Here is a 21,653-nt window from a genome sequence, read left to right on the forward strand (position 1 = left end):
CCACCAGGACTGACGCGCCGTGTTCTCGAAATGTCTCAAATTCATCGGAGATCCTCCATGCTTCGAAGGAAGCCGACATGCCCCGATTTTGCACTCCACCAATACTGTGCAGAGACCGGACGGATACGCAGGGCAGCTTGAGGGCAGGATAAAAGCGCACACATTGCGCGGCGGTTGGGTCGTTGCTTTCGCTGATTATTTATCAGATTTCGACACATTGCGTCGTACGACAGCAATGTTCTGGCTTCTCGATATTCTTGGCAACTGAACGCTTGGCTGCACATTGTCATCGCCTGATGCCCGCCTGAAGGCCATCGCCTCCTGGTTTTGGATCGTGAGCCCTGCCACTTCTGGATCGTAGCCGAGAGAAGGGCTTCTCGGCAGAAACGCCGCCCCTGTTCGAGGCAAGTCGCCTCTCCATCACGTGCCTGCACTGACCGCCGATGTCCCCTACGAGCTTCGCGCGCATGTTGGTGAAGTTCTGCCAGCAGCGTGCACCGACCGTGCTGTCGCCTCGCGACGCCGACCTGTTCCAGAACTGGCTCCTCGATCTCCTCGCCGCGCGCGTGCCACCGCCCCTGACAGAGCGCGATCATGACTGGCATGCGATCGCTCACGCCTGTGATGTGGATCACGCCGATCTGCAGCGCGCCGGCCCCGTGCTGGCGCCCGGCCTTGATGCCCTGCGCCGTGAACTGGCGCGCCGCAGCCACGTCACGGTTAAGCGTGCCGCGGCGCGCCGCACACCGCCGGGCTCGGAGCGGGGCACACCCCATCGTGGCGCTGACAAGCCGGAAGCTATACCGCGCCGACGCGGCCCTCGGGCGAAGCCCATTATAGAGTTCCCTGAGAGCGACGGGCGTTCCTGGACGGACCCTCCCTCATTCGCCGATGCGCTCGATCTTCACATGCGTCGCCATGGCGACTCCGCGATGCATCTCGCCCGTGTCCTTGAGGCGAGCGCGGCCCAGGTCGACGCCTCCGCGCTTAAAATGTGGCGCCGCGGCGTGAAGGTGCCGCGCGCCTCCCGAAGTCTCGCGGCGCTCGAGTTGATTGAGCGGCGCTACCGCCTCCCGCCGGGCTACTTCCGCTCGAAACTGCCGAAAGGAGACCGCTGCACCTCGGCGGGGACCATTGCCGGCATCAGCCGCGCGGAGAGACGACGCCTCGCCTGGCACCTGCCGCATGATTTTGATCGGCGTCCATTGAAGGAGCGGGAGGAGATCCTTGAGTGGGTGCAGCGGGTGGTGATCTCGGGAACGACCGACTATCGGCGCTTCCAGGCTGCCGCCATGAAGCAGCGCTACTCGATCCGGTTTCCCGGCCTGCTCGACCAATCCTCCCGGCCGCGCGGGCTGTACCGGTTTTGCCGGGAAGAGGATGGATCGCTGCCGGATCCGGACCTCGCGAGTGCGGCGCTCGATGCGCCGCCCCAGCTGGCCGAGGAGATGGCCGATCTCGTCCGGTTCAAGACGGCGACGCTGACCGCCTACGGCTATCAGCGCAATGGCGTCTGGGGTGAGGAGACGGCATCCCAGAAGGTCGAGCATCTCGGTCTGATGTTCGGTGCGCTGGCGGCCTCACCCAGCGGCGCGGTCCATGGCTTCGGCGTGCCGCTGGAGAATCTGAGCTTCAGTCTGCTGGTCTTCCCGATCGTTTGGGACTGGTACATTCAATGGCGGGAGCGTCGGCGCGGCTTCTACACCGCGTGGGAGGTCGACATGCTGCGGATCGCTGCCGCGCTCACCCGCGCCGAGACAGGCTGGCTGCGGCAGAACCCGCAGTTGGCGGAACGCATCCGCCCCATTCCTAATCTGATCACGGATCGCGACGTTGCCGCCGCCCGTGCTGACTGGGACGCGGCCTGCGAGCAGATGCATCGCCATGGCCTCGCCCGCGCGCGGGAGGTGCAGCGCGTAGCCCGCATCCACCGTGATCCCTTCGAGCCGATCATCGCGGTGCTGGAGGCGGACAGCCCCGTCGCCGAGTATCGCAAGATCACCGAGGAAATCCTGCGGCTGATGCCGGACGAGAAGCGCTACCCGCGCGCCGCGGCCGAGGCGGTGCGGGCCTTCCTCATGCTGCGGCTCGGCCTGCATCTCGGGCTGCGGCAGAAGAACCTGCGTCAGCTCCTCGTCTGTCCGCGCGGCCGGCTACCAACCTCGGAGCGCCGCCTCGCGGAGATGAAGCGCGGCGAGCTGCGCTGGAGCGAGCGCGATCATGGATGGGAGGTGCTCATCCCTTCGGTCGCCTTCAAGAACGCGAACTCGTCCTTCTTTGGCAGCAAGCCATTCCGGCTGATCCTGCCGGACCTCGGCGGCCTCTATCACTATCTCGAGGCCTATATCGACCGGCACCGCCGGGTGCTGCTCAAGCATACCGCCGATCCGGGCACACTGTTCGTCAAGACGGTGAAGCTCACCAGCAAGGATGCCGCGTACTGCCAGAACACCTTTTATGAGGCCTGGCGTCTGGCGATCCAGCGTTATGGTATCCACAACCCCTATACCGGTCGTGGTGCCATCAAGGGCCTGCTGCCCCACGGCCCGCACAATGTCCGGGACGTGCTCGCGACCCATATCCTCAAGAAGACCGGCTCCTATGAGCAGGCGAGCTACGCCATCCAGGACACCCCGGAGATGGTCGCCAAGCACTACGGCCGCTTTCTGCCGCAGGATAAGGCGGCTCTCGCGGCGCAGATCCTCAACAAGGTGTGGGAGGCGGCTTAGGGGCAGAGCCGCGACGCTCTTCGCGAATCTCTTCGCCACCTGCTCTACGCGATGGCAGGTTCCCGCATGCGCAATCCGCTTATGCAGCAGGGCAGAGGCGGACAGCGTCGAGATGGGCGGATTGATAAGCCTCTCATTCAGGAGAGGAACGGTGCAAACGGGGCCGTCTCCGGACGGTCGGCTATTGGAAGCGAATGCCGTGTAGCTGCCCTTCTGCACCCGACCCCAAATCAGCCGTTCAAGAGCCGACCGGTCACTCTCGTGAGCGGCATTCCCCGCAGATAAGCCGTTCCAAGACCTCTCTTAAAGGGCCAAAGATCTTTAGGTACATTCGGATCACTTGAATTTCGGATAGGCTAGTGGAAGGCATTCCGCCGCGAATGCATCGAAGCCATCATTGTAGGTGATCAGATGCGGTTCTTTTTCACTTTTCATTGAGGGGAAGACCTCTTTTAAAACTTTACGCTTATCTTGGTCTGTGCCAGGTCCAATGTAAAATATTACTTTACCACGCCCGTCCTCCGGCTCCTCGGCAAACTGACGCAGGAAAAACCTGATCAGCGCATCGTCCTGAGGAAGGCTATAGCCCACGATGACAAGCACAGTGGTGTCGCGCATTAACCGGACAACCTTCGGGAATACTGTCTTAAAATATGGATCCGAATAGTCCTGTTCACGAGAAGCCAGCATCAGAATGGGAGGTTCGGATATAACGTCTTTAAGGGATCTCATTCTGTAGTCGATAACGTAGTCCTCTCCCCGACGCAGGATCTCGAAACCTCCATTAATCTTTAGCAATTGCTGGACAAGCCAGTGCTCGTGGACCGGAGCCATGTTGGGCTCGCCAATAATCTGCTTTGGCGTAAAACCCCTGTACGTATACAGAAACAATGAATCGTCAGGAGCAACAATATTGTCTAGAATGGTCTCCACGACAAAATCGTAGTTTGTGGTGATGAAGTGCGTCCTGACTCCCTCAGCATACCCTTGTGATCCATCTATCCTTGAATGGAGATGCCGAAAGAAGGAGAGAATGTCTTGCTGCTGTCTAGTCGGAGACGTTAGAGGGAACTTGCTGATAGCTGTGTCGAAGTAGTTCAGACTCGTGATTTTGTCGTAGCGATCCATCACGGCCGCCCGGAGGGCACCTCGGAACATGCGCAGGTTTTGCTCGTCCACGTAGCGGGATCGGACGTCGGGGTACCGCTCGTACATGTCGATCTGATAAACGATCTGCCGCAGTTGATCGGGTGTGATCTCATCAAACGCATGTAATCCGAACATGCGTGACAATGCCCCAACATCCGCCACCTGTTCAATAACGTCTGAGTCTAGCTTGAACAGCTCTGAACCGATCGGAGCTTTCGGATCCCACGACTTGGAAAAGCCTGCGCCCGCGAAGAACGTGAAGTTGGTCAATCCCATCCTCTTTGGTCGCGGTCCCTGCTGGTAACTGAAGTGGGAGACCAGGTCCATGAAGGTTTGTGCGGCCTCCGAGGCTTTCGGTTTCGTTCCCTTTTTCGTTTGAGTAGTAGTTTTCCGACCCAACTCGCCCCCCCCCCCGCATTTCGCCGCTTGAATCATAACTCCGTCCGCGAGCGACAGCCATTACGATTTCGGCCTTGTAAGCGGAACGTCCGCAAACCACCCCATTGGGTCATCGCTGCGGGAAATCCCCTTCATCGGCGCAACGGCGCAATCGGGGCCGCAAGAGGAATCTCCGGTTCGTAGCAGAATTGCGGCGCAGGATCACGAGCGCCTGCTTGCCAAATCTAAAATCGCTGCTCACGCTTAGCCGATGGGCTATATTCTCATGCCGTCCTTTGCCTTTCGAACGGCGCTCAGCGAAGACGCCGGCGTGCGCTCGGGCTTCGCGCTGAGTGAGGCCGACTTGCTGGCGCATCTGCCCGCCAATAGCCCATTGCACGACGGCTTGACCCGGGACGTCACGATGCGGGTTTCGGCAGAGGACTATGCGATCACGGTCGGCGACCTTCTTTTCGCGCTTGGAGCAACAGCGCAGCCGGGAATGCCGACCCTTGGCATGCGGTTCATGGCGCTGCTTCCCAGCTGGCGCAGCCTATACGCGATCGACGAACTGCTCACACTCGAAGCGGTCGCCAACCACTATCTGCAGCTGCGGGTTCGCGGTCCTGAGGGGCAAGCGGCGATCTTCCAAGAGCTCGGCGAACGGACCGCAGGCAAGGCCGGCGCGATGGAAGCACTGCTCGAGGCGATGGCATTCGATCTGGCATATTCGCCGTTCTTCACGCGGGACGTTCCGCTCGATGATCTGGTTAAGCTGACGGCGCTCTTCGAAAGCGAGCAGCTTCCCGCAGCGAGCGACCAGTGGTTTGACCAACGTTTCGTGAATTATCTAGGCAGCCACCCCGAGCGCCTGAGGGACATCCACTGGCGCCAGTTCGAAGGTCTGACCGCCGAATGGTTCCAGCGCGAAGGCTATGACGTCCAGCTCGGACCGGGCCGCAATGACGGAAGCATCGACGTGCGTCTTTGGCAGCCGGGCGCACCGCCGGGCGCACCGCCGGCAGTCATCGTCCAATGCAAACGCCAAGCACGCAAAATCGAGCGTGTCGTCGTGAAGGCCCTCTACGCCGACGTGCTCGCCGAGGGCGCCGGCGCCGGGCTGATCGTCACGACCAGCGACATCAGCCCCGGCGCGGCGAGCGACATCGCCGCGCGCGCCTATCCGATCACGAGCGCTAACCGCGCGCAGGTCCAGCAATGGATCGGCGCAATGCGCAAACCCGATGCCGGTATTGTCGCCGACGGCCTCGCGGCGACGCAGGATGAGGCCAGACCGTGACGGACGCGAATGCCAACATCGCCGAAAGAGAAATCAAACACCAAGTATCAGTCATTGCCGCCAGAGCGCTCCACCAAGCGTATCCTGGGAAAGACTCCCGCGCCGCATCTGACAAGTATTTTTACGCCGCTGCACGCGGTTGTTCTGCGGCGTAGAATTGGCGCCTTGGCCAGTGGGGGGATGCCCGTGATCCTCCGCGCATGCGCCACTCGCGTCCGTTTCGTCCGAAGAAAATAGCCAGTTTGAGCAGTGATGCTCCATCGCCAGCTTCGAGCTTGGCTGGCGCACCACTCTCAAAGATCCCGCGCCGCGATGCGCGCGTCATTCGAGATGCTGAGCAAAACCTTGCGCCCGCTGACTCCGTCGAGCATGATTCCAAGGTCGTGCATGTCACCGACGACTGGCCGTCGAACGTGCCGATCACATCTGAAGAAGTCGATGTGATCGAGGCCTTCTTCAGGCGGGAGATCGACGCGCTCTTGAGGTGACGGTGCTGCCGAAGGGGCTTGAGGGAGGCGATTGGGCCATGAACGTAACCTTGCCGATCACCAGCCGGGCCGCCCTCTATCTCCGGGTCTCGACCACACGGCAGGTTGACGTCGACCTGTCCATCCCAGACCAGCGCCTCCAGACCGCCGCCTATTGCGAGCGTCAGGGCTGGTCAGTTGTGGCGGAGTATGTGGAGCCGGGTGCGTCGGCCATGGACGACAGCCGGCATGAGTTCCAGCGGATGATCGAACGGGCATCCGATGACGATCGCCCATTCGATGTCATCGTCGTCCATAGCTTCAGCCGGTTCTTCCGCGATGCCTTCGGGTTGGAGATGTACATCCGACGCCTCGCGAAGCACGGCGTGCGGCTCGTCTCCATCACCCAGGAGCTCGGGGATGATCCAGCTCAGGTCATGATGCGGCAGGTCATCGCCTTGTTCGACGAGTACCAGTCCCGCGAGAACGCCAAGCATGTGCTGCGGGCCATGAAGGAGAATGCCCGGCAGGGCTTCTATAACGGCTCCCGCCTGCCGCTCGGCTTCGCCCTCGAAGAGGTGGAGAAGCGCGGCCATCGCACGAAGAAGCGAATCGTCGTCGATCCGGTGGAAGCCGAGCTCGTGCGGCTGATGTTCGATCTCTACCTGCAGGGAGATGGCACATCGGGTCCCATGGGCATCAAGGAGATCACCAAGTGCCTCAACGCCAAGGGCTACCGCACTCGACTCGGAGCCCGCTACGGCGTCGGCACCATCCACGGGATCCTGACCAATCCCGTTTATGTCGGGGAATGGAGCTTCAACAAGCGCAGCTCCAAGACGGGGCAGGTGAAGCCGCAGCACGAAATTATCCCGATCTCGGTGCCGGCCATCCTCGATCGCCGAACTTTCGACAAGGTGCAGAAGGCTCTCAGGGCGAAGAGCCCGCACAACAGTCCGCCTCGGGTGATCTCAGGTCCGATCCTTCTGACCGGGCTGGCCTACTGCGCCTGTTGCGGCAGCGCCATGACGCTGCGCACCGGCACATCGAAGAGCGGCAGGGTCTATCGCTACTACAGCTGCTCGACCTCCGGCCGGGTCGGCAAGTCCGCCTGCAAGGGGCGGACGGTGCCCATGGAGAAGCTCGACCATCTGGTCACCCGCCACGTTGCCGAACGTGTGCTGATGCCCGAACGGCTGGAGGCGCTGCTGCAGTCCGTCATTGACCGGCGGGTGAAAGCCGATGCCGAGGTTCAGGCGCGGATCGATGAACTGTCTCGCGAAAAGACGACAGCGGAAGACAAGCTGCGGCGGCTCTACCAGCTTGTCGCCGACGGCATCGCGGAACCCGACGAGATGCTCAAGGAGCAGATTGCCAAGCTCAAGGCAGATCGGGACCGTGCACATTCGGCGCTGGAGCGGATCGAGAATCAGGGTGCCGCCGCAAGCCGGTTTGATCCGGACAAGCTCGCCCGCTTCGGGCAGCTCATGCGGTCAAACATCACAGAGGGCGAGGTGCCGTTCCGCAAAGCCTATCTACGGTCGCTTATCGACGCGGTCGAAGTCGACCAGCACGTCGTGCGCATCCACGGATCGAGGACGGTGCTTGAAAGAGCCGTACTTGCCGACCGCGCCACCCAGCCGGGTGTTCGCGGTTTTGTACGGAAGTGGCGCGCCCTAGGGGAGTCGAACCCCTCTCTCCACCGTGAAAGGGTGGCGTCCTAACCGATAGACGAAGGGCGCGCAGGCGAGGCCCTTATAGGGGCGACAGCCGGTTGACACAAGCCGTCTCCGATAGGTTCATCCACAGGCTTGCGAACCCGCGCCGGCCCGGCGGCAAAGTCCCGCCGCGCCGTGCTTTCCCGCCTCCCGACGCTACGCCGCGCGCGGTGCGCTCACCATTTTCCGGTGTTCGGCATCGATGCCCACGGCTCCTGGACCGGCAGCGAGCCGTCCTTCTGCAGAAGCTCGATCGAGATATTGTCGGGCGAGCGCACGAACGCCATATGCCCGTCGCGCGGCGGGCGGTTGATGGTGATGCCGGCATCCATCATCTTCTGGCAGGTCGCGTAGATGTCGTCGACGCGGAAGGCCAGATGACCGAAATTGCGCCCCTCGCCATAGACTTCAGGGTCCCAATTATAGGTCAGCTCGATCTCGGCGATGCCTTCCTGGCCGGGGGCGGCGAGGAAGATCAGGGTGAAGCGGCCCTGCGGCACCTCGCGCCGGCGCACTTCGACGAGGCCGAGCTTGTCGCAGTAGAAATCCAGCGAGGCATCGATGTCGGTGATGCGGACCATGGTGTGAAGATAGTGCATGTGTTCCTCGAAACGTTGGCCTCGAATGGACCTGTCCGGCCGGGCGGCCGGCTCGAAGGTGGTTGCAGCATATGAGCGCGAGCGACGACATCAAGACCGAGATCGGTGAACTTGCCGACATCGTGCGCGCCATGCGCGCGGGCGTCGCGTTCACCGGGGCCGGGCTTTCCACCGAAAGTGGCATCCCGGATTTCCGTTCGCCCGGCGGGCTGTGGACCCGCAACCGCCCGATCGACTTCGACGCCTTCCTGCGCAGCCACGAAATGCGCAGCGAGGCGTGGCGCCGGCGATTCGAGATGGAGGTCGCGTTCGGCGGCGCGCAGCCGACGCGGGGGCACCGGGCGCTCGCTCGCCTGCTGGAGCAGGGGCGCCTTGCCGGCATCGTCACCCAGAACATAGACGGGCTGCATCAGGCCTCGGGCGTACCGGACGAGCGGCTGGTCGAACTGCACGGCAACAGCACCTACGCCACCTGCCTCGGCTGCGACACGCGCTTCGAGCTGGACTGGGTGCGCGAGCGCTTCGACGCGGCGGGCGGTGAAGCACCGGACTGTCCCTATTGCGAGGGCCCGATCAAGACCGCGACCATTTCCTTCGGCCAGCCCATGCCGATGGCGGCGATGGCCCGCGCGCGGGAGCTGACGCGCGCCTGCGACGTATTCCTCGCCATCGGCTCCTCGCTGGTGGTCTTCCCGGCGGCCGGCTTTCCGGTGGCCGCCAAGCGCGGCGGGGCGACGCTGGTGATCATCAATCGCGAGGCGACCGAGTTCGACGAGATCGCGGACCTCGTGATCCATGCCGAGATTGGCGACGTGTTCGAGGCGCTGACTGAACAGCTCGGCTCCCCGTTGCCGTGAGCCCCCTCAAGCGCGCCGCGCGTGGCCGAGGAAGCGCCAGACCAGCACGAGGCTGCGCGCGGCGATCCAGCCGATGATCAGGTTGGCCAGCGCGAACATCGGCAGCGCCATGTAAATCAGCGGCGCGCCGGCGCCCTTCTCCACGAGGCGCAGCGCCGCCAAAGGCAGGGCGGAGACACCGAAGGTGTAGGCCCAGGCGCCCGGCCCGAAGGGCTGCTGGCGCAGCCAGGGCACCAGGCGGATCATCACCAGCGCCAGGAAGCAGCCATAGCCGAACAGCGCCAGCGCCACCGGATCTGCCGGCCCCGGATCGAGCATCAGATAGGCGACGCAGGCCACCGCGGGCGGCGCCAGATGCACGCCCATCGTGGCGCGCAGCTCGACCGGCAGCGCATGGTTGAACAGCCGGCTGAGCAGCACCGATTCCATGCTCATCCAAGAGATCAGCCCGAGCCCGAAATACATCCAGCCCAGCGTGACCTCGCCGAACCAGGCGCAGGCGAGCGCGGCGACCAGTCCGCCGCCGACGGTGGGCATGTAGAGGATCGCCGTGGTGTGCGCGACGTCGCGCCCGCCCTGCCATAACCCACCGATGCTCCAAGCCGCGAAGATCACGACGCCCGCCGCCCCTGCGGCGAACATGGTCCAGCCGAGCAGCGGCACATGCGGGCCGATCGCCAGGCTTGCAATCAGCGTGGTCACCGGGATCAGCGCCGCCAGCAGCGCCTGAACCGGATGGCGCAGCTCCGCGCGCGCCTCGTCCGGATGGAACAGCCATTTGCCGGCATAGAGCACGCACCACAGTGCCCAGAGCGCAAAAGCGAGGATAGCTAGCCCTTCGCCGATCGCGACCGGCGCGCCCCAGAGCCGGGAGACCGCCCGCCAGCCATTGGCAAGCCCGCCAATGCCGAGCACGCTGCCGAAGAACATGGGCCGCATGGCGAGAAGGATGGATGTCACGGGACGCCTCGGTGGTCGCGCCGGAAAATGCCGGCCGCGCGCTGTATCGGCAGGGGCGCGGCGGCCGTCAACTCGCCATCCGGCGAAGTGTCGCGTTTCGCCGTCGCGGCGCGCAGGGGCAACGCGGGAGTCAGATCAGGCGCAGGAGGAACATCAGCACGATCACCGAAATGATGACGGCGACGACCCCTGCCGCCTCCCCTGCCAAACGCTTCCTTCCAAAGGAACAACGTGTCCAACGAAAGAGACAACGACCTTCGCGTCCCCTACCCCGCCACCATGCGCACGGATGAAACCGAACGGGCCGCTTTACGTAACGGAGGCATTTCGCCTAAAGGCAAAGCTCCGCTCCCCGTGGCGGCAAGCGCGCGGCCGAGAAAGGCTGCCGATGACAAAGAACGCGACCCGAGGAAACGCCACCCAAGGAAACGCCAGACATGGCCGAACGCCTGACCCTGCCGGAGATGCGCGCCACCGCCGCGCATATGAACCGCCTGCCCTATACCGAAGCCGACATGGCCGCCATCACGCGTGCCACCCCCGCCGTGGCATCGAAGCTGTCGCCAAAATACGACCCGAGCGAGGGGATGCTCTACCTCGTCTCCAATCAGCTCCATATGGAGTTTGTCGTGGTGAAGTCACTGCGCAAGCGCACGCTCTTCGGCGCCCGCCGGCCAAACTACACGGTGATGATGGGCTTCGAACATGGCGAGGTCTGGGAACAGGGCCCGACCGTCGCCACCGCCCGCGCCGTGGCCTACATCTTCACCCGCATGGTGCAGGCCGACCAGTGGATGGTCACGGAATACGGCCGCAAGAAATGAGCGCGCCGGATCAGATCGGCGGGTGCGGGATCGAGGCCAGCACTTCGCGGGTATAGGTGGCTTTCGGTGCGGTCATGACCTATTCCGTGCCGCCCTCCTCCACCATGGCGCCCGCGCGCATCACAATGTTCTGCTTGGTGGATTCGAGGCCGCAAGGGTCCTGCTCGGTCGCCTTGGACTTCACCGGCTTTGAATTGTAGACGCCCGGCACGATCACCGCGAGATCCGGCACGGTCCGCGGTCGGCGGATGAAGTCGATGCGGTGTCGAGATTGTTCGACCCGCGCTCGCTCACCAGCAGCAGCGCCTCCTGACACGCCGACAGGGCTTTAGCCGTTTCCAAAGTGCTCCCGTCAAGCCAGCGAATCATCGTGCCGCAAGCCGGTGACGCATTCCTGATAGGCAATCTGCATGCAATTGTGCATTTTCATGTGCGGAAACGGAATTCGCCACCGCTCATATATTGGGCTGTATGCATCACCGGTTTCATGCGAAGGATTGAGGATAGATTACGTGCCCACAGCAGCAGGATAACCGCGCCCGCCATGGCCGATGAACGCCAGACCCGAACCGAGAAACTGGCGGCGGACCTCGCCTCTGCCATTCTGGACGGCACGCTGGAACCCGGCAGCCGTCTCGATGAGCATATGCTGGCCGAGCGTTACGGCACCTCGCGCACCCCGGTACGCGAGGCGCTGCGCCAGCTTGCGACCACCGGCCTGATCGAGCTGCGCCCGCGCCGCGGCGCGGTGGTTACGCAGGTGACCTCCGAGCAACTCGACACGCTGTTCGTCGCCATGGGCGAACTGGAGGCTACCTGCGCCCGCCTCTCCGCGCTCAGCATGACGCCGATCGAGCGCCGCCGGCTCGATGCGCTCCACGAGAGCATGGGCGAGATGACCGCGTGCGGCGACGTCGCCGCCTACACGGCGAGCAACACGGTTTTCCACACCATGTTCTATGCCGGCGCGCATAATGTCGTGGTGTCGGAGATGACGATTGCGCTGCGCCGGCGCCTCGCCCCGTTCCGTCAGGCGCAGTTCCGCGCGCCGGGCCGCCTCGCCCGTTCCCATGCCGAGCACGGCGCGGTGGTGCAGGCTGTGCTCACGGGCGACGCCGCCGGCGCCCATGCCGCGATGCTACACCATGTCAGCCTGGTCGAAGATGCGTTCGACCAGCTCCAGCGCATCAGCGCGGTGTGATGGGCACGGGGTCGCGTCCGGACGATGCGTGAGAAGCTGTACCGGCTGGTGCGCCTGCCCTTCGAGGTGCTGCTGGTCCCGCTCATCCTGCTCGACGAGCTGGCGCGGCCGTTCTACCGGCCATTCCTGCGCTGGGTGGCCTCATGGCGGATCGTCCACCGGGTGGAACGTTGGATCGCGGCGCGCAACCGCCTGTTCATCCTCGTGATTCTGGCGATCCCCTTCGCCATCGCCGAGCCGCTCAAGGCGGTCGGCGTGGTCGTCATCGCGCGCGGGCATTTCAGGACCGGCGCACTGATCATGGTGTTCGCCTATCTCATGAGCTTCGTCGTGGTGGAGCGCATCTACCATGCCGGCCGCGCCAAGCTGCTGACCTATCCATGGTTCGCATGGGCCATCGGCCTGATGGTGTCGGTGCGCGACGACATGCTGGAGCGGGTGCGGCGCACCGCGATCTGGCGGCTAGCCCTGCGTCTACGCCGTGAGGCGGCGCTGGCCGGGGCACGGTTCCGCGCCTGGATCAAAGGCTGAGATCGAGCGAAGGCGCCTCGCCCGCGGGCGGTTCCAACAGCTCCGACCCCTCATTCCGCACCGAATTGAGCCGCGGCGAAACCGGGCGCATCGACAGGTCGTCCGGGCTGTAGGCGCGCAGCAGGCCGGCCGGGGCCTCCGCCTCCAGCCAGCGCCCGGCCTCGCTGTCCTCGACGATGACCGGCATGCGGTCGTGCAGCGGCGCCATGAAGGGCGAGGCCGCGCAGGTGAGAATGGTGAAGGTGCGCAGCCACTCCCCGCTTGCCGGATCCTTCCAGCCCTCCCACAGGCCGGCCAGCCAGATCGGCGCGCCGTCGGCGCGGGCGATCAGGAAGGGCTGCTTGCCGCCGGCCGCACGGCGCCACTCGTAAAAGCCATCGACCGGAACGAGGCAGCGCCGCCCTGCCCGCCATGCGCCGCGAAAGGAGGCGGTGGTGGCGACCGTCTCGGATCGGGCGTTGAAGGTGCGGTTTGCGATCGAGATATCCTTCGCCCAGACCGGCACCAGCCCCCAGCGGAGCGCACCGAACTCGGCCTGCGCGGTGTGCGGATTGCGGCGAACCACCAGGAAATCCTGCGTCGGCGCGCCGTTATAGCGCGGCGGCAGGTTGGGCACCGCCGCACCGCCCGGCGGGATGCGGAAATGCTCGGCATAGGCGGTGAGGTCGCGTGCCTGCAGAAGGCGTCCGCACATGTTTCCCGCTCCCGGTCGGAGGCATCCCTCACCCTTATGCCGCCGGTGCGTGGGAACTTAAAGCCTGGCTCCCCGTTCCCTTACCCGAGTGCGTCGCCGCCCGGCGACGCCTCCTAAAAATGATCAAGGGGTTTGAGAATCATGAGTCGTCCGATTCTTGTGGGGCTGGTCGTCATCCTTGCCGTGGTTGCGGGCGTGTTCGCCTATCAGGCGTATCAGCGCGACCAGAATTCGTTGCAGATCGAGGTTGGCCCGCAGGGCGTGAAGGTCGATCCGCCGGGCTGAGCCGGCCTGATATCGGGCGGTCAGGTTGCGTTTGGAATCCGGGTCGCGATGGGCTACGCCATGGCGTCCTTACCCGTCGATCCGGTGTTCCATGCAGTTCGTCCTGACCGCCCACGACCGCCCGAATTCGCTCCCGCTGCGCCTTGAGGTGCGCCCGAGTCATCTCGACTATCTGCGCTCTCTCGGCAGTGCGCTGGTGCTGGCCGGCCCCATGCTGGACGAGGTGGGCAAGCCTTGCGGTTCGGTGCTGGTCTATGAGGCGGAAGACCGGGCCGCCGCGCAGGCCATGGTCGATGCCGATCCCTACACCAAGGCCGACCTGTTCGCGAACGTCGAGCTCAAGGGCTACCGCGTCGTCGTCAAGGACGGAGCGATGGGCGCCTGAGCCTTGGGTTCCGCGCTCGTCCCTACGGCCTCTCCCATCGTTTCTCGCCCCTTCACGACGGCATCGCCGCAGCGAATTCGCTGTTCTGCCCGGCCGGTGTTGAGAACTCGGTGCGCACGCGCGGCAGCGCCGCGGGATAGGCTTCCTGCAGGAAGGCGATCAGCCGCTCGCGCACCTCGCAGCGTATGTCGAACACCCGTCCGGCATTGGACGCGCTGACCAGAATGCGCACCTCCATCACGCTCTCGCGGAAATCGGTCACCTGAACGTTCACCACGCGCTTGTCCCAGAGCGGCGACGCGTGGACGATCTCCTCGACCTTGGCGCGCAACACCCCGACCGGGACGCTGTAGTCGAGATAGATCATCACCGTGCCGATCAGCGCCGAGCCCTCGCGCGTCCAGTTCTGGAACGGCTGCTCGATGAAATAGCTGAGCGGCAGGATGAGGCGACGCCAGTCCCACAGCCGCACCACCACATAGGTCGAGGTGATTTCCTCGACATTGCCCCACTCGCCTTCCACCAGCAGCGCGTCGTCGATGCGGATCGGCTGGGTGACAGCAAGCTGGATGCCGGCCAGAAGGTTCTTGAGCACCGGCTGGAGCGCGAGGCCGACCACGATGCCGGCCGCACCCGCCGAGGCGAGCAGACTGACGCCATATTGCCGGACTTCCTCGAACGACATCAGCACCGCCGACAGGGCGATGGTGAAGATGATCACCGAGGCGACGCGGCGCAGGATGCGGGTCTGGGTGACGTGCTTGCGCGCCAGCAGATTGTCTTCCGCGTCGAGCTTGAAGCGCCGCAGATAGACCGTGACCCAGATGTGCAGCGCGGTCTGGGCCAGCCACGCGATCAGCGCGATGAAGCACACCAGCAGGAACTGCTGGACGATTCCCGTCTCCTGCCGGCTGAGCGGCGCGACGCCGGCGGCGACCCACAGGCCGATGATCATCGCCGCGAGGCGGGTCGGCCCTTCGGTGCGCGACACCAGCGAGCGCCAGAACAGATCCATCCCGCCCACCGCACGGGTCACGATGCGGAACGCCAACGTGTGCAGCGCGCGCGCCAGCAACACCGCGAGCACGAACAGCACCAGGCTCACCGCCCAGCTCGGAATCCATGGCAGCGTGCGCTCGATGCCTTCGAGCGCGCTTTCGATATAGTACATCCGCCCTCCGCAGGTTACCCGGAGCTAACAGGCGGGAGGCCGCCGGGTTCCCGCAGTGCAACAAAGGCGCGCGGGAAACGCAGGGCCGACGTTTCGACGAGGCGCATTCGTCAGGCGATGTGGCCTCGGAAAGAGGGCCACCGGCCGCTCCTTCGGGCAGAACGGCAGGGTCAGGCTCACACGGGACGCGGCTCCGGCATCCCCTCACCCGCCGGCGCGCTGGCAGGGGCGACGGTCGATCCACGCTGGCCGGCGCGATATTGCCGGGGCGAGACGCCGAAAGCGTTCCGGAACTCGCGCGAGAAATGCGCGGCGTCGGAGAAACCGCAGTCGAAGGCGATCTCGGTGATGGTGCGCGGGCTGTTTTCCAGCATCCAGCAGGCGTAGTCCTTGCGCAATTGCCGCTGGAATGCCGCCGGCGCCACGCCGAGCGCCGCATTGAAGGCGCGCTCCAACTGGCGGCCCGAACAGCCGACATAGCGCGCAATGGCGTCGACGGACGGCGGATCGTCGAGCCGCTGCTCCATGAAATGCACGGCCTGATGCACGCGCGCATCGGCGACATGGGCGAGATCGGCGAAGAAATGCGGCTGCGGCAGCGAGGACGGACGCATGCCCTGCAGCATCATGTGGCGCACCGCCTGATTGGCCTTGGACGCCCCGCAGTGCCGGGTGATGAGGTAAAGCCCAAGATCGATCGCCGCCGTGGAACCCGCGCAGGACAACAGGTCGCCCTCATCGACGAACAGCTTGTCGGTGACCGGCCGCAGGTTCGGGAACTGCGACTGGAAGGCCTCCAGCACGTTCCAGTGGATGCACACGGTCCGCTTCCTCGCGAGTCCCGCCTGCGCGATGGCGAAGGTGCCGGTGCACACGCCGATCAGCCGCACGCCGGCCTCGGCCACCGCGCGAAGATAGTCCAGCAGGGCGGGCGGATGATGCTCGTTGAGATAATCGTTGCCGCCGCACACCGCGATGTAATCGAACTGGGTCGGCGCCAGCAGCGGGGAGGCGTCGGAGATCACCACGCCGCAGCTCGCCCGGCGCGGCGTGCCGTCGAGGCTCATCACCGCCCATGAGGCGTGAATCTGCCGGCTGCGCCCGCCATGATCGGCGGCAAGCCGCAGCGCGTCGATCAGGCCGCCGAAAGCGGCAAGCGTGAATTGATCGAGCAAAATGAAACCCACGCGCAACGGCGAGGTGCGCGACGGCGCCGGGTGGGAGAGCGCTCGCTCCGGCATGAGGATCGAAGGTGGTGACAAGGGCAGCATGTCGCCCATATCAAAGTTTTTGGCCCGATCCTGCAAGCCGCCGCTGCGTCAACTGGATGATGATCCGTCAGCCTGCTCATGAGGGGAGACAATAAACATGGCACGCATCCACGGTCTCGTTACCGCGTCGGCGCTTGCGCTCGCCGCCGCCACTGCGCCGGCCTCGGCGCAAGACGCCCTGCATGTCGCCTGGTATGGCGGCAACTGGGGCGATGCCTTCAAGGCCTGCGTCGCCGACCCCTTCACCAAGGCGACCGGCGTCAATGTCGTGCCGGAGGTCGGCACCTCGACCGTCACCCTGTCCAAGCTCCAGCAGCAGAAGGACGCGCCGACCATCGACGTCGCCTGGATGGATGGCGGCGTGAGCGAGCTGGCCGATGCCGCCGGCGTGCTTGAACCGATCACCGAGGCCGGGGTGCCGAACCTCGCCAACACCGTGCCGCAGGCGGTCTACAAGAAGGACGGCAGCATCTATGCCGTGGGCACCGGCTATTACTCGCTTGGGCTGACCTACAGCACCAAGGAGATCAAGGCGGCGCCGACTTCCTGGAACGACCTGTGGAAGCCGGAATATGCCGATGCGGTGACGATCCCCTCGCCGGCCAATTCCTCGGGCGTGCCGTTCCTGTTCTTCCTGCACAAGATCTGGAACGCGCCGGCCGGCGACTTCGCCCCGGTCTTCGCCAAGATCAAGGAGCTGAAGCCGGCCTTGTTCTTCGATTCCTCGGGCGCGGCGTCCAACGCCTTCCAGAGCGGCGAAGCGATCATCGGCGCGCATTTCAACGTCGGTGCGTTCGACCTGATCGCCAAGGGCCTGCCGATCGGCTTCACCGTGCCGAAGGAAGGCGTCTGGGCGACCGATGCCCGGCTCCACCTCGTGAAGAACGCCCCGCGCAAGGAACTGGCGCAGAAGTTCATTGATACCGCGCTCACCCCCGCCGCCTCGCAGTGCCTCGCCGAGAAGCTCTATCTCGGCCCGTCGGTGAAGGGCGTGACCGTCTCGGCCGAGACCGCGCGTAAGCTGCCCTGGGGCGAGACCGGCTCGGTGGACAATCTCTATCTGCTGAACTGGAACGAGGTGAACGCCAAGCGCGCCGAGCTGGTCGACACCTGGAACCGCGAGATCGCCCGCAAGTAGGCGCACGCGTCAGGCGCCGCCCGCGATCCGGGCGGCGTCACTCCCCAATGACATCGAGCCGGCAGCTTTCCGGGATCGGGCCGTTTTGCGCCGATCACCGCACGCTCTGGCATAAACTGGCTCCGCCGTATGAGGCGGCCACCTTTCCGCGCGGCCGTTCGCCTCTCCAGCCAGGACACGATCTGTGCAGCCACTCCTTTCCATCGAAGCCGTCTCCAAGCGCTTTGCCGCGTACCAGGCGCTGGATAGCGTCAATCTGGCCGTCGAGGCGGGCGAGTTCATCGCCCTGCTCGGCCCGAGCGGCTGCGGCAAGACCACGCTTCTGCGCTGCATCGCCGGCTTCCTGACGCCCGATGACGGCCATATCCGCATCGACGGCGACGACATCACGCGGATGCCGCCCTATCGCCGGCCGCTCAACACCGTGTTCCAGAGCTACGCGCTGTTTCCACACATAAGCGTCGCGGACAATGTCGCCTACGGGCCGCGCCGCGCGGGAGCGGGGAAAGCCGAGGCGCAGGCGCGTGCCCGCGAGGCGCTGGCGCTGGTCGGCCTCGACGATATGGGCTCGCGCCTGCCACGCGCGCTGTCGGGCGGCCAGCAGCAGCGTGTTGCGCTGGCCCGTGCCATCGTGAACCGGCCTAAGCTGCTACTGCTCGACGAGCCGCTGAGCGCGCTCGATCTGAAGCTGCGCCGGCGCATGCAGATCGAACTGAAGCATATTCAGGAAAAGCTCGGCATCGCCTTCATCTTCGTCACCCACGATCAGGAAGAGGCCATGGCGATGGCCGACCGCATCGTGGTGATGAATGCCGGGCGCATCGAGCAGGTCGGCACGCCCGCCGACATCTACCGCGCGCCAGCCACCCGCTTCGTCGCCGAATTCGTCGGCGAGCCGAACCTGCTCCCCGTCATGCCTGCGGGACCGGGACGGGTGCGCCTCGTGCTCGCCGATGTCGAACTGCCCGCACCTGCCGGCGCGCGCTGCGCGATGGTGCGGCCGGAGGATGTGATCCTCGTCGAGGGCCCTGCGCCCGCCGACCTCGCCACCGCCGCCGGCATCGTGGAGGAGGTGATCGCGGTCGGCCCCACCACGACGCTGTTCGTGCGTTGCGGCGATATCCTGCTCAAGATCGCCCGCCTCGGCATGTCCGGCGCCGATATCGGGCCGGGCAGCCGCGTGACGATCGGCCTGCGGGCCGCCTCGCTGCACCCGATCGCGGAGTGAGCGCCGGTGAACGCCCCCCGCACCGCATTGGCCCTGTTGCTGTTCGCGCCGCTGGCGTTCTTCGCCGCCTTCTTCCTGGCGCCGATGGCGGTGGTGGCGCTGTCGAGCGTCACCACTAACGAGGGCGGCCTCACCGCCGCGCATTACGCGCGCATCCTGCTCGACCAGTATCACTGGGACGTGCTGTGGGTGACGTTCCGCATCGCGCTCTCCACCACAGCGATCTGCGTGCTGATCGGCTTTCCGCTCGCCTGGTATCTGGTGCGCATCGTGCGCTGGCGGGCGTGGCGGCGGGTCTGCGTCATCCTGATCATCGTGCCGCTGTTCACCTCGAACATCGTGCGCTCCTTCGGCTGGATGGTGCTTCTGGGGCGCACGGGCCTCATCAATCAGGGGCTGATGGGCCTCGGCCTCACCGAACGGCCGATCCGTTTCCTCGGCACCGAGACCGGCATCCTGATCGGCATGGTCTACATCCTGATGCCCTTCGTGGTGCTGTCGGTCGGCAATGCGCTGGCCAAGCTCGACACTGCCTATGAGGAGGCCTCGGCCGATCTCGGCGTCGGGCCGGCGCGCACCTTCTGGTTCGTCACCCTGCCGCTGTGCCTGCCGGGTCTGGTGTCGGGCGCGATCATGGTGTTCGCGCTGGCGGTCAGCGCCTATGTGACGCCGGCGCTGCTGTCGGGCGGCCAGATCACCGTGTTCTCGATGCTGATCTTCCAGCAATATTCCTCGGTGTTCGACTTCCATTACGGGGCGGCACTCTCCGTCACCCTGCTGGTGCTGACGCTGGTGCTGGTGACCATCGCCGGGCGTATCGGCGATGCCGGGAGGAAAGCGGCATGATCGCGCGTCTTCTCATCCGCCTCGTCGCGCTGCTCGCCCTCGCCTATCTGGTGCTGCCGCTCGTGGTGATCATGGGCGCCTCGCTGACGCAGACCAGCTATCTCGCCTTTCCGCCGGAGGGGCTGACGCTGAAATGGTTCGGCGTGCTGTTCGACGACCCGTCCTATGTGTCGGCCTTCGTCACGTCAACGCTACTGGCGCTGGCGTCGACGGCGGTGGCGATCCTGCTGGCAGTGCCCGCGAGTCTCGCACTGGCACGCTATGTATTCTCCGGGTGGGCGGCGGTCTCCGCGCTGCTGATGTCGCCGCTGGTGCTGCCCTATGTGGTGCTGGGCGCCGCACTGCTGCAATTCGGCAGCGCGATCGGGCTGGCGCGCTCCTTCGAGGCGCTGCTGGTGGGCCATGTGATTATCGTCACGCCCTTCGTGCTGCGCTCGGTGCTGCCCCTGCTCACCCCCGAGCAGCGCGCGCTGGAAGAAGCCTCGCTCGATCTCGGCGCGACCCCGCTCGCCACCTTCTTCCTTGTCGTGCTGCCCCAGATCCGCGGCGGCATCGTCTCGGGCGGCCTGCTCGCCTTCATCTCCTCCTGGATCAATGTCGAGCTGTCGATCTTCAACACCTCGTCGGCGCTCAACACCATCCCGGTGAAGATGTTCAACTACGTGCAGTACACGATCGATCCGACGATCGCGGCAGTGTCCGCGATCACCATCGTCGCGGCTGCGCTCGTCATCATTCTTCTCGATCTGCTGATTGGACTGGACATGCTGTCCGAGTCCCGTCGGTCCTAATCCAACGGAGCCTTCGCGATGCGCAAGCAGGATAGTTTTGACGTCATTTACACGCACACCGAGGGCGAGCCGCTGTGCATCATCCACGGCGGGATTCCCTACCCGGCGGGTTCCTCCATCATCGAGAAGCGCGCCTTCCTCGAAGCCAATTACGACTGGGTGCGCGAGGCGCTGATGCGCGAGCCGCGCGGCCATCGCGACATGTTCGGCGTGTTCCTCACCCCGCCCTCCTCGCCTGACTACGACGCCGGCCTGATCTACATCGACGGCACGCAGTACTCGCACATGTGCGGCCACGGCACGATCGCGGTCGCGATGGCGATGGTTGCGCACGGCTTCGTGCGCCGCTCGGATGACGGCATCACCAAGATCCGCTTCGAGACAACCGCCGGCCTCGTGCAGGCCGAGGTCGCGACCGATGGCGACGAGGTGCTGTGGACGCGCTTCGAGAACGTGCCGGCCTATGTCGCGGCGCAGGACGTCGCCTTCGACCTGCCGGGCGTCGGCGCGCTCAAGGCCGATATCGTGTGGGGCGGCAATTATTTCGGCATCATCGACCTGCGCGGCACCTCGCTGAAGATCGGCCCGCAGAACGGCTCCGAGCTCTCGCGCCTCGGCATCCTCGCCCGCGAGGCGATCCGCGAGAAGGTGAAGATCCAGCACCCGACCGCCGGCCACATCAACAACTTCAACTTCGTCACCTTCTGGCACGAGCCGACCATCGCCGGCGCGCTGTACAAGAACGTGCACGTCTTCAGCGCCGGCCAGCTCGACCGCTCGCCGGGCGGCACCGGCACCAGCGCGATGATGGCGATGTTCGAGGCGCGCGGCGTGATCGGCCTCCACCAGAAGATCACCTCCGAGGGCCTGCTGGGCACCGGCACCTTCGAGGGCGAGCTGATCGGCGAGACCCGGCTCGACAATGTCCGTGCCGTTCGCCCGACGGTGAAGGGCACAGCGGGCCTGCTCGGCACGGCGCGCTGGATCATCGACCGCAAGGACCCGGTCGGCGCCGGCTTCCTCGTCGCCTGAGGCCGGGCGGCGGGATCGTCCGCCGCGACCGCTGTAAAAAAGATAAACCGGCGCCGCGGTACGGCGCCGGTCTCTGGGGTAGCGGAGAGGACCAAGGCG

At 65.0% G+C, this 21,653-nt stretch carries 21 protein-coding genes, 1 tRNA gene and 1 pseudogene; 15 read left to right on the forward strand and 8 right to left on the reverse strand.

The window, feature by feature from the left end:
* Positions 1 to 467: 467 nt before the first annotated feature.
* The gene (locus VRZ77_RS19255) at positions 468 to 2,729 is read left to right on the forward strand and encodes a hypothetical protein (RefSeq protein WP_414594197.1); all 2,262 of its coding nucleotides are present in this window, start codon (positions 468 to 470) and stop codon (positions 2,727 to 2,729) included.
* A gap of 336 nt (positions 2,730 to 3,065) precedes the next feature.
* Here the strand turns inward: VRZ77_RS19255 and VRZ77_RS19260 are convergent, their stop codons facing one another.
* A complete protein-coding gene (locus VRZ77_RS19260; RefSeq protein WP_414594198.1) occupies positions 3,066 to 4,148 on the reverse strand; it encodes an SIR2 family protein in 1,083 nt (360 codons plus the stop codon).
* A gap of 379 nt (positions 4,149 to 4,527) precedes the next feature.
* On the opposite strand from VRZ77_RS19260, the gene VRZ77_RS19265 reads away from it, so the two are divergent.
* From VRZ77_RS19265 to VRZ77_RS19275, 3 genes and pseudogenes are all read left to right on the forward strand, one after another.
* Positions 4,528 to 5,556: a restriction endonuclease gene (locus tag VRZ77_RS19265; protein WP_414594199.1), complete on the forward strand. Its 1,029-nt coding sequence runs from the start codon at positions 4,528 to 4,530 to the stop codon at positions 5,554 to 5,556.
* A gap of 200 nt (positions 5,557 to 5,756) precedes the next feature.
* Positions 5,757 to 6,044: a hypothetical protein gene (locus tag VRZ77_RS19270; protein ID WP_414594200.1), complete on the forward strand. Its 288-nt coding sequence runs from the start codon at positions 5,757 to 5,759 to the stop codon at positions 6,042 to 6,044.
* A 38-nt stretch (positions 6,045 to 6,082) separates the two neighbouring features.
* Positions 6,083 to 7,132, forward strand: a pseudogene (locus tag VRZ77_RS19275) (recombinase family protein); the annotation flags it as partial.
* A 558-nt stretch (positions 7,133 to 7,690) separates the two neighbouring features.
* On the opposite strand, the gene VRZ77_RS19280 reads toward VRZ77_RS19275, so the two are convergent.
* Both VRZ77_RS19280 and VRZ77_RS19285 read right to left on the reverse strand, forming a co-directional pair.
* A tRNA-Glu gene (locus VRZ77_RS19280) sits at positions 7,691 to 7,765 on the reverse strand.
* Positions 7,766 to 7,917: 152 nt separating this feature from the next.
* A complete protein-coding gene (locus VRZ77_RS19285) occupies positions 7,918 to 8,340 on the reverse strand; it encodes a VOC family protein (protein ID WP_414594201.1) in 423 nt (140 codons plus the stop codon).
* A 71-nt stretch (positions 8,341 to 8,411) separates the two neighbouring features.
* Between VRZ77_RS19285 and VRZ77_RS19290 the strand changes: the two genes are divergently transcribed.
* Positions 8,412 to 9,197: an SIR2 family NAD-dependent protein deacylase gene (locus VRZ77_RS19290; RefSeq protein WP_414594202.1), complete on the forward strand. Its 786-nt coding sequence runs from the start codon at positions 8,412 to 8,414 to the stop codon at positions 9,195 to 9,197.
* 6 nt (positions 9,198 to 9,203) lie between these two features.
* On the opposite strand, the gene VRZ77_RS19295 is transcribed toward VRZ77_RS19290, so the two are convergent.
* A complete protein-coding gene (locus VRZ77_RS19295) occupies positions 9,204 to 10,136 on the reverse strand; it encodes a dicarboxylate transporter/tellurite-resistance protein TehA (protein ID WP_414594224.1) in 933 nt (310 codons plus the stop codon).
* Positions 10,137 to 10,594: 458 nt separating this feature from the next.
* On the opposite strand from VRZ77_RS19295, the gene VRZ77_RS19300 reads away from it, so the two are divergent.
* The gene (locus tag VRZ77_RS19300; protein ID WP_414594203.1) at positions 10,595 to 10,981 is read left to right on the forward strand and encodes a hypothetical protein; all 387 of its coding nucleotides are present in this window, start codon (positions 10,595 to 10,597) and stop codon (positions 10,979 to 10,981) included.
* Positions 10,982 to 11,060: 79 nt separating this feature from the next.
* Here VRZ77_RS19300 and VRZ77_RS19305 read toward each other — a convergent pair whose 3' ends face one another.
* Entirely contained in the window at positions 11,061 to 11,213 is a 153-nt protein-coding gene (locus VRZ77_RS19305; RefSeq protein ID WP_414594204.1) for a hypothetical protein, read from the reverse strand.
* A gap of 312 nt (positions 11,214 to 11,525) precedes the next feature.
* Here VRZ77_RS19305 and VRZ77_RS19310 point away from each other — a divergent pair, with 312 nt between their 5' ends.
* Positions 11,526 to 12,182: a GntR family transcriptional regulator gene (locus tag VRZ77_RS19310; protein ID WP_414594205.1), complete on the forward strand. Its 657-nt coding sequence runs from the start codon at positions 11,526 to 11,528 to the stop codon at positions 12,180 to 12,182.
* Between the two features lie 24 nt (positions 12,183 to 12,206).
* Positions 12,207 to 12,713 (forward strand): hypothetical protein, encoded by a 507-nt coding sequence (locus VRZ77_RS19315; RefSeq protein ID WP_414594206.1) that lies wholly within the window; start codon positions 12,207 to 12,209, stop codon positions 12,711 to 12,713.
* Here VRZ77_RS19315 and VRZ77_RS19320 read toward each other — a convergent pair.
* On the reverse strand, positions 12,703 to 13,407 hold the full coding sequence (locus tag VRZ77_RS19320; protein ID WP_414594207.1) for an SOS response-associated peptidase: 705 nt from the start codon (positions 13,405 to 13,407) through the stop codon (positions 12,703 to 12,705). The genes VRZ77_RS19315 and VRZ77_RS19320 overlap by 11 nt on opposite strands.
* A 141-nt stretch (positions 13,408 to 13,548) precedes the next feature.
* On the opposite strand from VRZ77_RS19320, the gene VRZ77_RS19325 reads away from it, so the two are divergent.
* A complete protein-coding gene (locus VRZ77_RS19325; RefSeq protein WP_241616165.1) occupies positions 13,549 to 13,692 on the forward strand; it encodes a hypothetical protein in 144 nt (47 codons plus the stop codon).
* A gap of 91 nt (positions 13,693 to 13,783) precedes the next feature.
* Positions 13,784 to 14,077 carry a YciI family protein gene (locus tag VRZ77_RS19330; protein ID WP_414594208.1) on the forward strand — a complete coding sequence of 98 codons (294 nt, stop codon included), beginning with the start codon at positions 13,784 to 13,786 and terminating at the stop codon, positions 14,075 to 14,077.
* 52 nt (positions 14,078 to 14,129) lie between these two features.
* Here VRZ77_RS19330 and VRZ77_RS19335 read toward each other — a convergent pair whose 3' ends face one another.
* Positions 14,130 to 15,248: a mechanosensitive ion channel family protein gene (locus VRZ77_RS19335; RefSeq protein ID WP_414594209.1), complete on the reverse strand. Its 1,119-nt coding sequence runs from the start codon at positions 15,246 to 15,248 to the stop codon at positions 14,130 to 14,132.
* 176 nt (positions 15,249 to 15,424) lie between these two features.
* A complete protein-coding gene (locus VRZ77_RS19340; RefSeq protein ID WP_414594210.1) occupies positions 15,425 to 16,435 on the reverse strand; it encodes a GlxA family transcriptional regulator in 1,011 nt (336 codons plus the stop codon).
* 181 nt (positions 16,436 to 16,616) lie between these two features.
* Here VRZ77_RS19340 and VRZ77_RS19345 point away from each other — a divergent pair, with 181 nt between their 5' ends.
* The 5 genes from VRZ77_RS19345 to VRZ77_RS19365 all read left to right on the forward strand — a co-directional run bounded on the left by VRZ77_RS19345 (position 16,617) and on the right by VRZ77_RS19365 (position 21,554).
* Positions 16,617 to 17,657 (forward strand): ABC transporter substrate-binding protein, encoded by a 1,041-nt coding sequence (locus VRZ77_RS19345; RefSeq protein ID WP_414594211.1) that lies wholly within the window; start codon positions 16,617 to 16,619, stop codon positions 17,655 to 17,657.
* A 184-nt stretch (positions 17,658 to 17,841) separates the two neighbouring features.
* Positions 17,842 to 18,885, forward strand: coding sequence for an ABC transporter ATP-binding protein (locus VRZ77_RS19350; protein WP_414594212.1), 1,044 nt, complete (start codon positions 17,842 to 17,844; stop codon positions 18,883 to 18,885).
* A gap of 6 nt (positions 18,886 to 18,891) precedes the next feature.
* Positions 18,892 to 19,731 carry an ABC transporter permease gene (locus VRZ77_RS19355; protein ID WP_414594213.1) on the forward strand — a complete coding sequence of 280 codons (840 nt, stop codon included), beginning with the start codon at positions 18,892 to 18,894 and terminating at the stop codon, positions 19,729 to 19,731.
* On the forward strand, positions 19,728 to 20,522 hold the full coding sequence (locus tag VRZ77_RS19360) for an ABC transporter permease (RefSeq protein ID WP_414594214.1): 795 nt from the start codon (positions 19,728 to 19,730) through the stop codon (positions 20,520 to 20,522). The genes VRZ77_RS19355 and VRZ77_RS19360 overlap by 4 nt, the downstream gene beginning before the upstream one ends.
* 18 nt (positions 20,523 to 20,540) lie before the next feature.
* Entirely contained in the window at positions 20,541 to 21,554 is a 1,014-nt protein-coding gene (locus tag VRZ77_RS19365; RefSeq protein ID WP_414594215.1) for a proline racemase family protein, read from the forward strand.
* Positions 21,555 to 21,653 lie beyond the last annotated feature (99 nt).

The organism is Ancylobacter sp. G4_0304, assembly GCF_047501495.1.
Taxonomy (GTDB): domain Bacteria; phylum Pseudomonadota; class Alphaproteobacteria; order Rhizobiales; family Xanthobacteraceae; genus Ancylobacter.

Bases quoted from the DNA above. Each gene is read 5' to 3' on its own strand.
- VRZ77_RS19255 (WP_414594197.1), top strand. From the start codon at position 468: ATGTTGGTGAAGTTCTGCCAGCAGCGTGCACCGACCGTGCTGTCGCCT.
- VRZ77_RS19265 (WP_414594199.1), top strand. From the start codon at position 4,528: ATGGGCTATATTCTCATGCCGTCCTTTGCCTTTCGAACGGCGCTCAGC.
- VRZ77_RS19270 (WP_414594200.1), top strand. From the start codon at position 5,757: ATGCGCCACTCGCGTCCGTTTCGTCCGAAGAAAATAGCCAGTTTGAGC.
- VRZ77_RS19285 (WP_414594201.1), bottom strand. From the start codon at position 8,340: ATGCACTATCTTCACACCATGGTCCGCATCACCGACATCGATGCCTCG.
- VRZ77_RS19290 (WP_414594202.1), top strand. From the start codon at position 8,412: ATGAGCGCGAGCGACGACATCAAGACCGAGATCGGTGAACTTGCCGAC.
- VRZ77_RS19295 (WP_414594224.1), bottom strand. From the start codon at position 10,136: ATGCGGCCCATGTTCTTCGGCAGCGTGCTCGGCATTGGCGGGCTTGCC.
- VRZ77_RS19300 (WP_414594203.1), top strand. From the start codon at position 10,595: ATGGCCGAACGCCTGACCCTGCCGGAGATGCGCGCCACCGCCGCGCAT.
- VRZ77_RS19310 (WP_414594205.1), top strand. From the start codon at position 11,526: ATGGCCGATGAACGCCAGACCCGAACCGAGAAACTGGCGGCGGACCTC.
- VRZ77_RS19315 (WP_414594206.1), top strand. From the start codon at position 12,207: ATGCGTGAGAAGCTGTACCGGCTGGTGCGCCTGCCCTTCGAGGTGCTG.
- VRZ77_RS19320 (WP_414594207.1), bottom strand. From the start codon at position 13,407: ATGTGCGGACGCCTTCTGCAGGCACGCGACCTCACCGCCTATGCCGAG.
- VRZ77_RS19325 (WP_241616165.1), top strand. From the start codon at position 13,549: ATGAGTCGTCCGATTCTTGTGGGGCTGGTCGTCATCCTTGCCGTGGTT.
- VRZ77_RS19330 (WP_414594208.1), top strand. From the start codon at position 13,784: ATGCAGTTCGTCCTGACCGCCCACGACCGCCCGAATTCGCTCCCGCTG.
- VRZ77_RS19335 (WP_414594209.1), bottom strand. From the start codon at position 15,248: ATGTACTATATCGAAAGCGCGCTCGAAGGCATCGAGCGCACGCTGCCA.
- VRZ77_RS19345 (WP_414594211.1), top strand. From the start codon at position 16,617: ATGGCACGCATCCACGGTCTCGTTACCGCGTCGGCGCTTGCGCTCGCC.
- VRZ77_RS19360 (WP_414594214.1), top strand. From the start codon at position 19,728: ATGATCGCGCGTCTTCTCATCCGCCTCGTCGCGCTGCTCGCCCTCGCC.
- VRZ77_RS19365 (WP_414594215.1), top strand. From the start codon at position 20,541: ATGCGCAAGCAGGATAGTTTTGACGTCATTTACACGCACACCGAGGGC.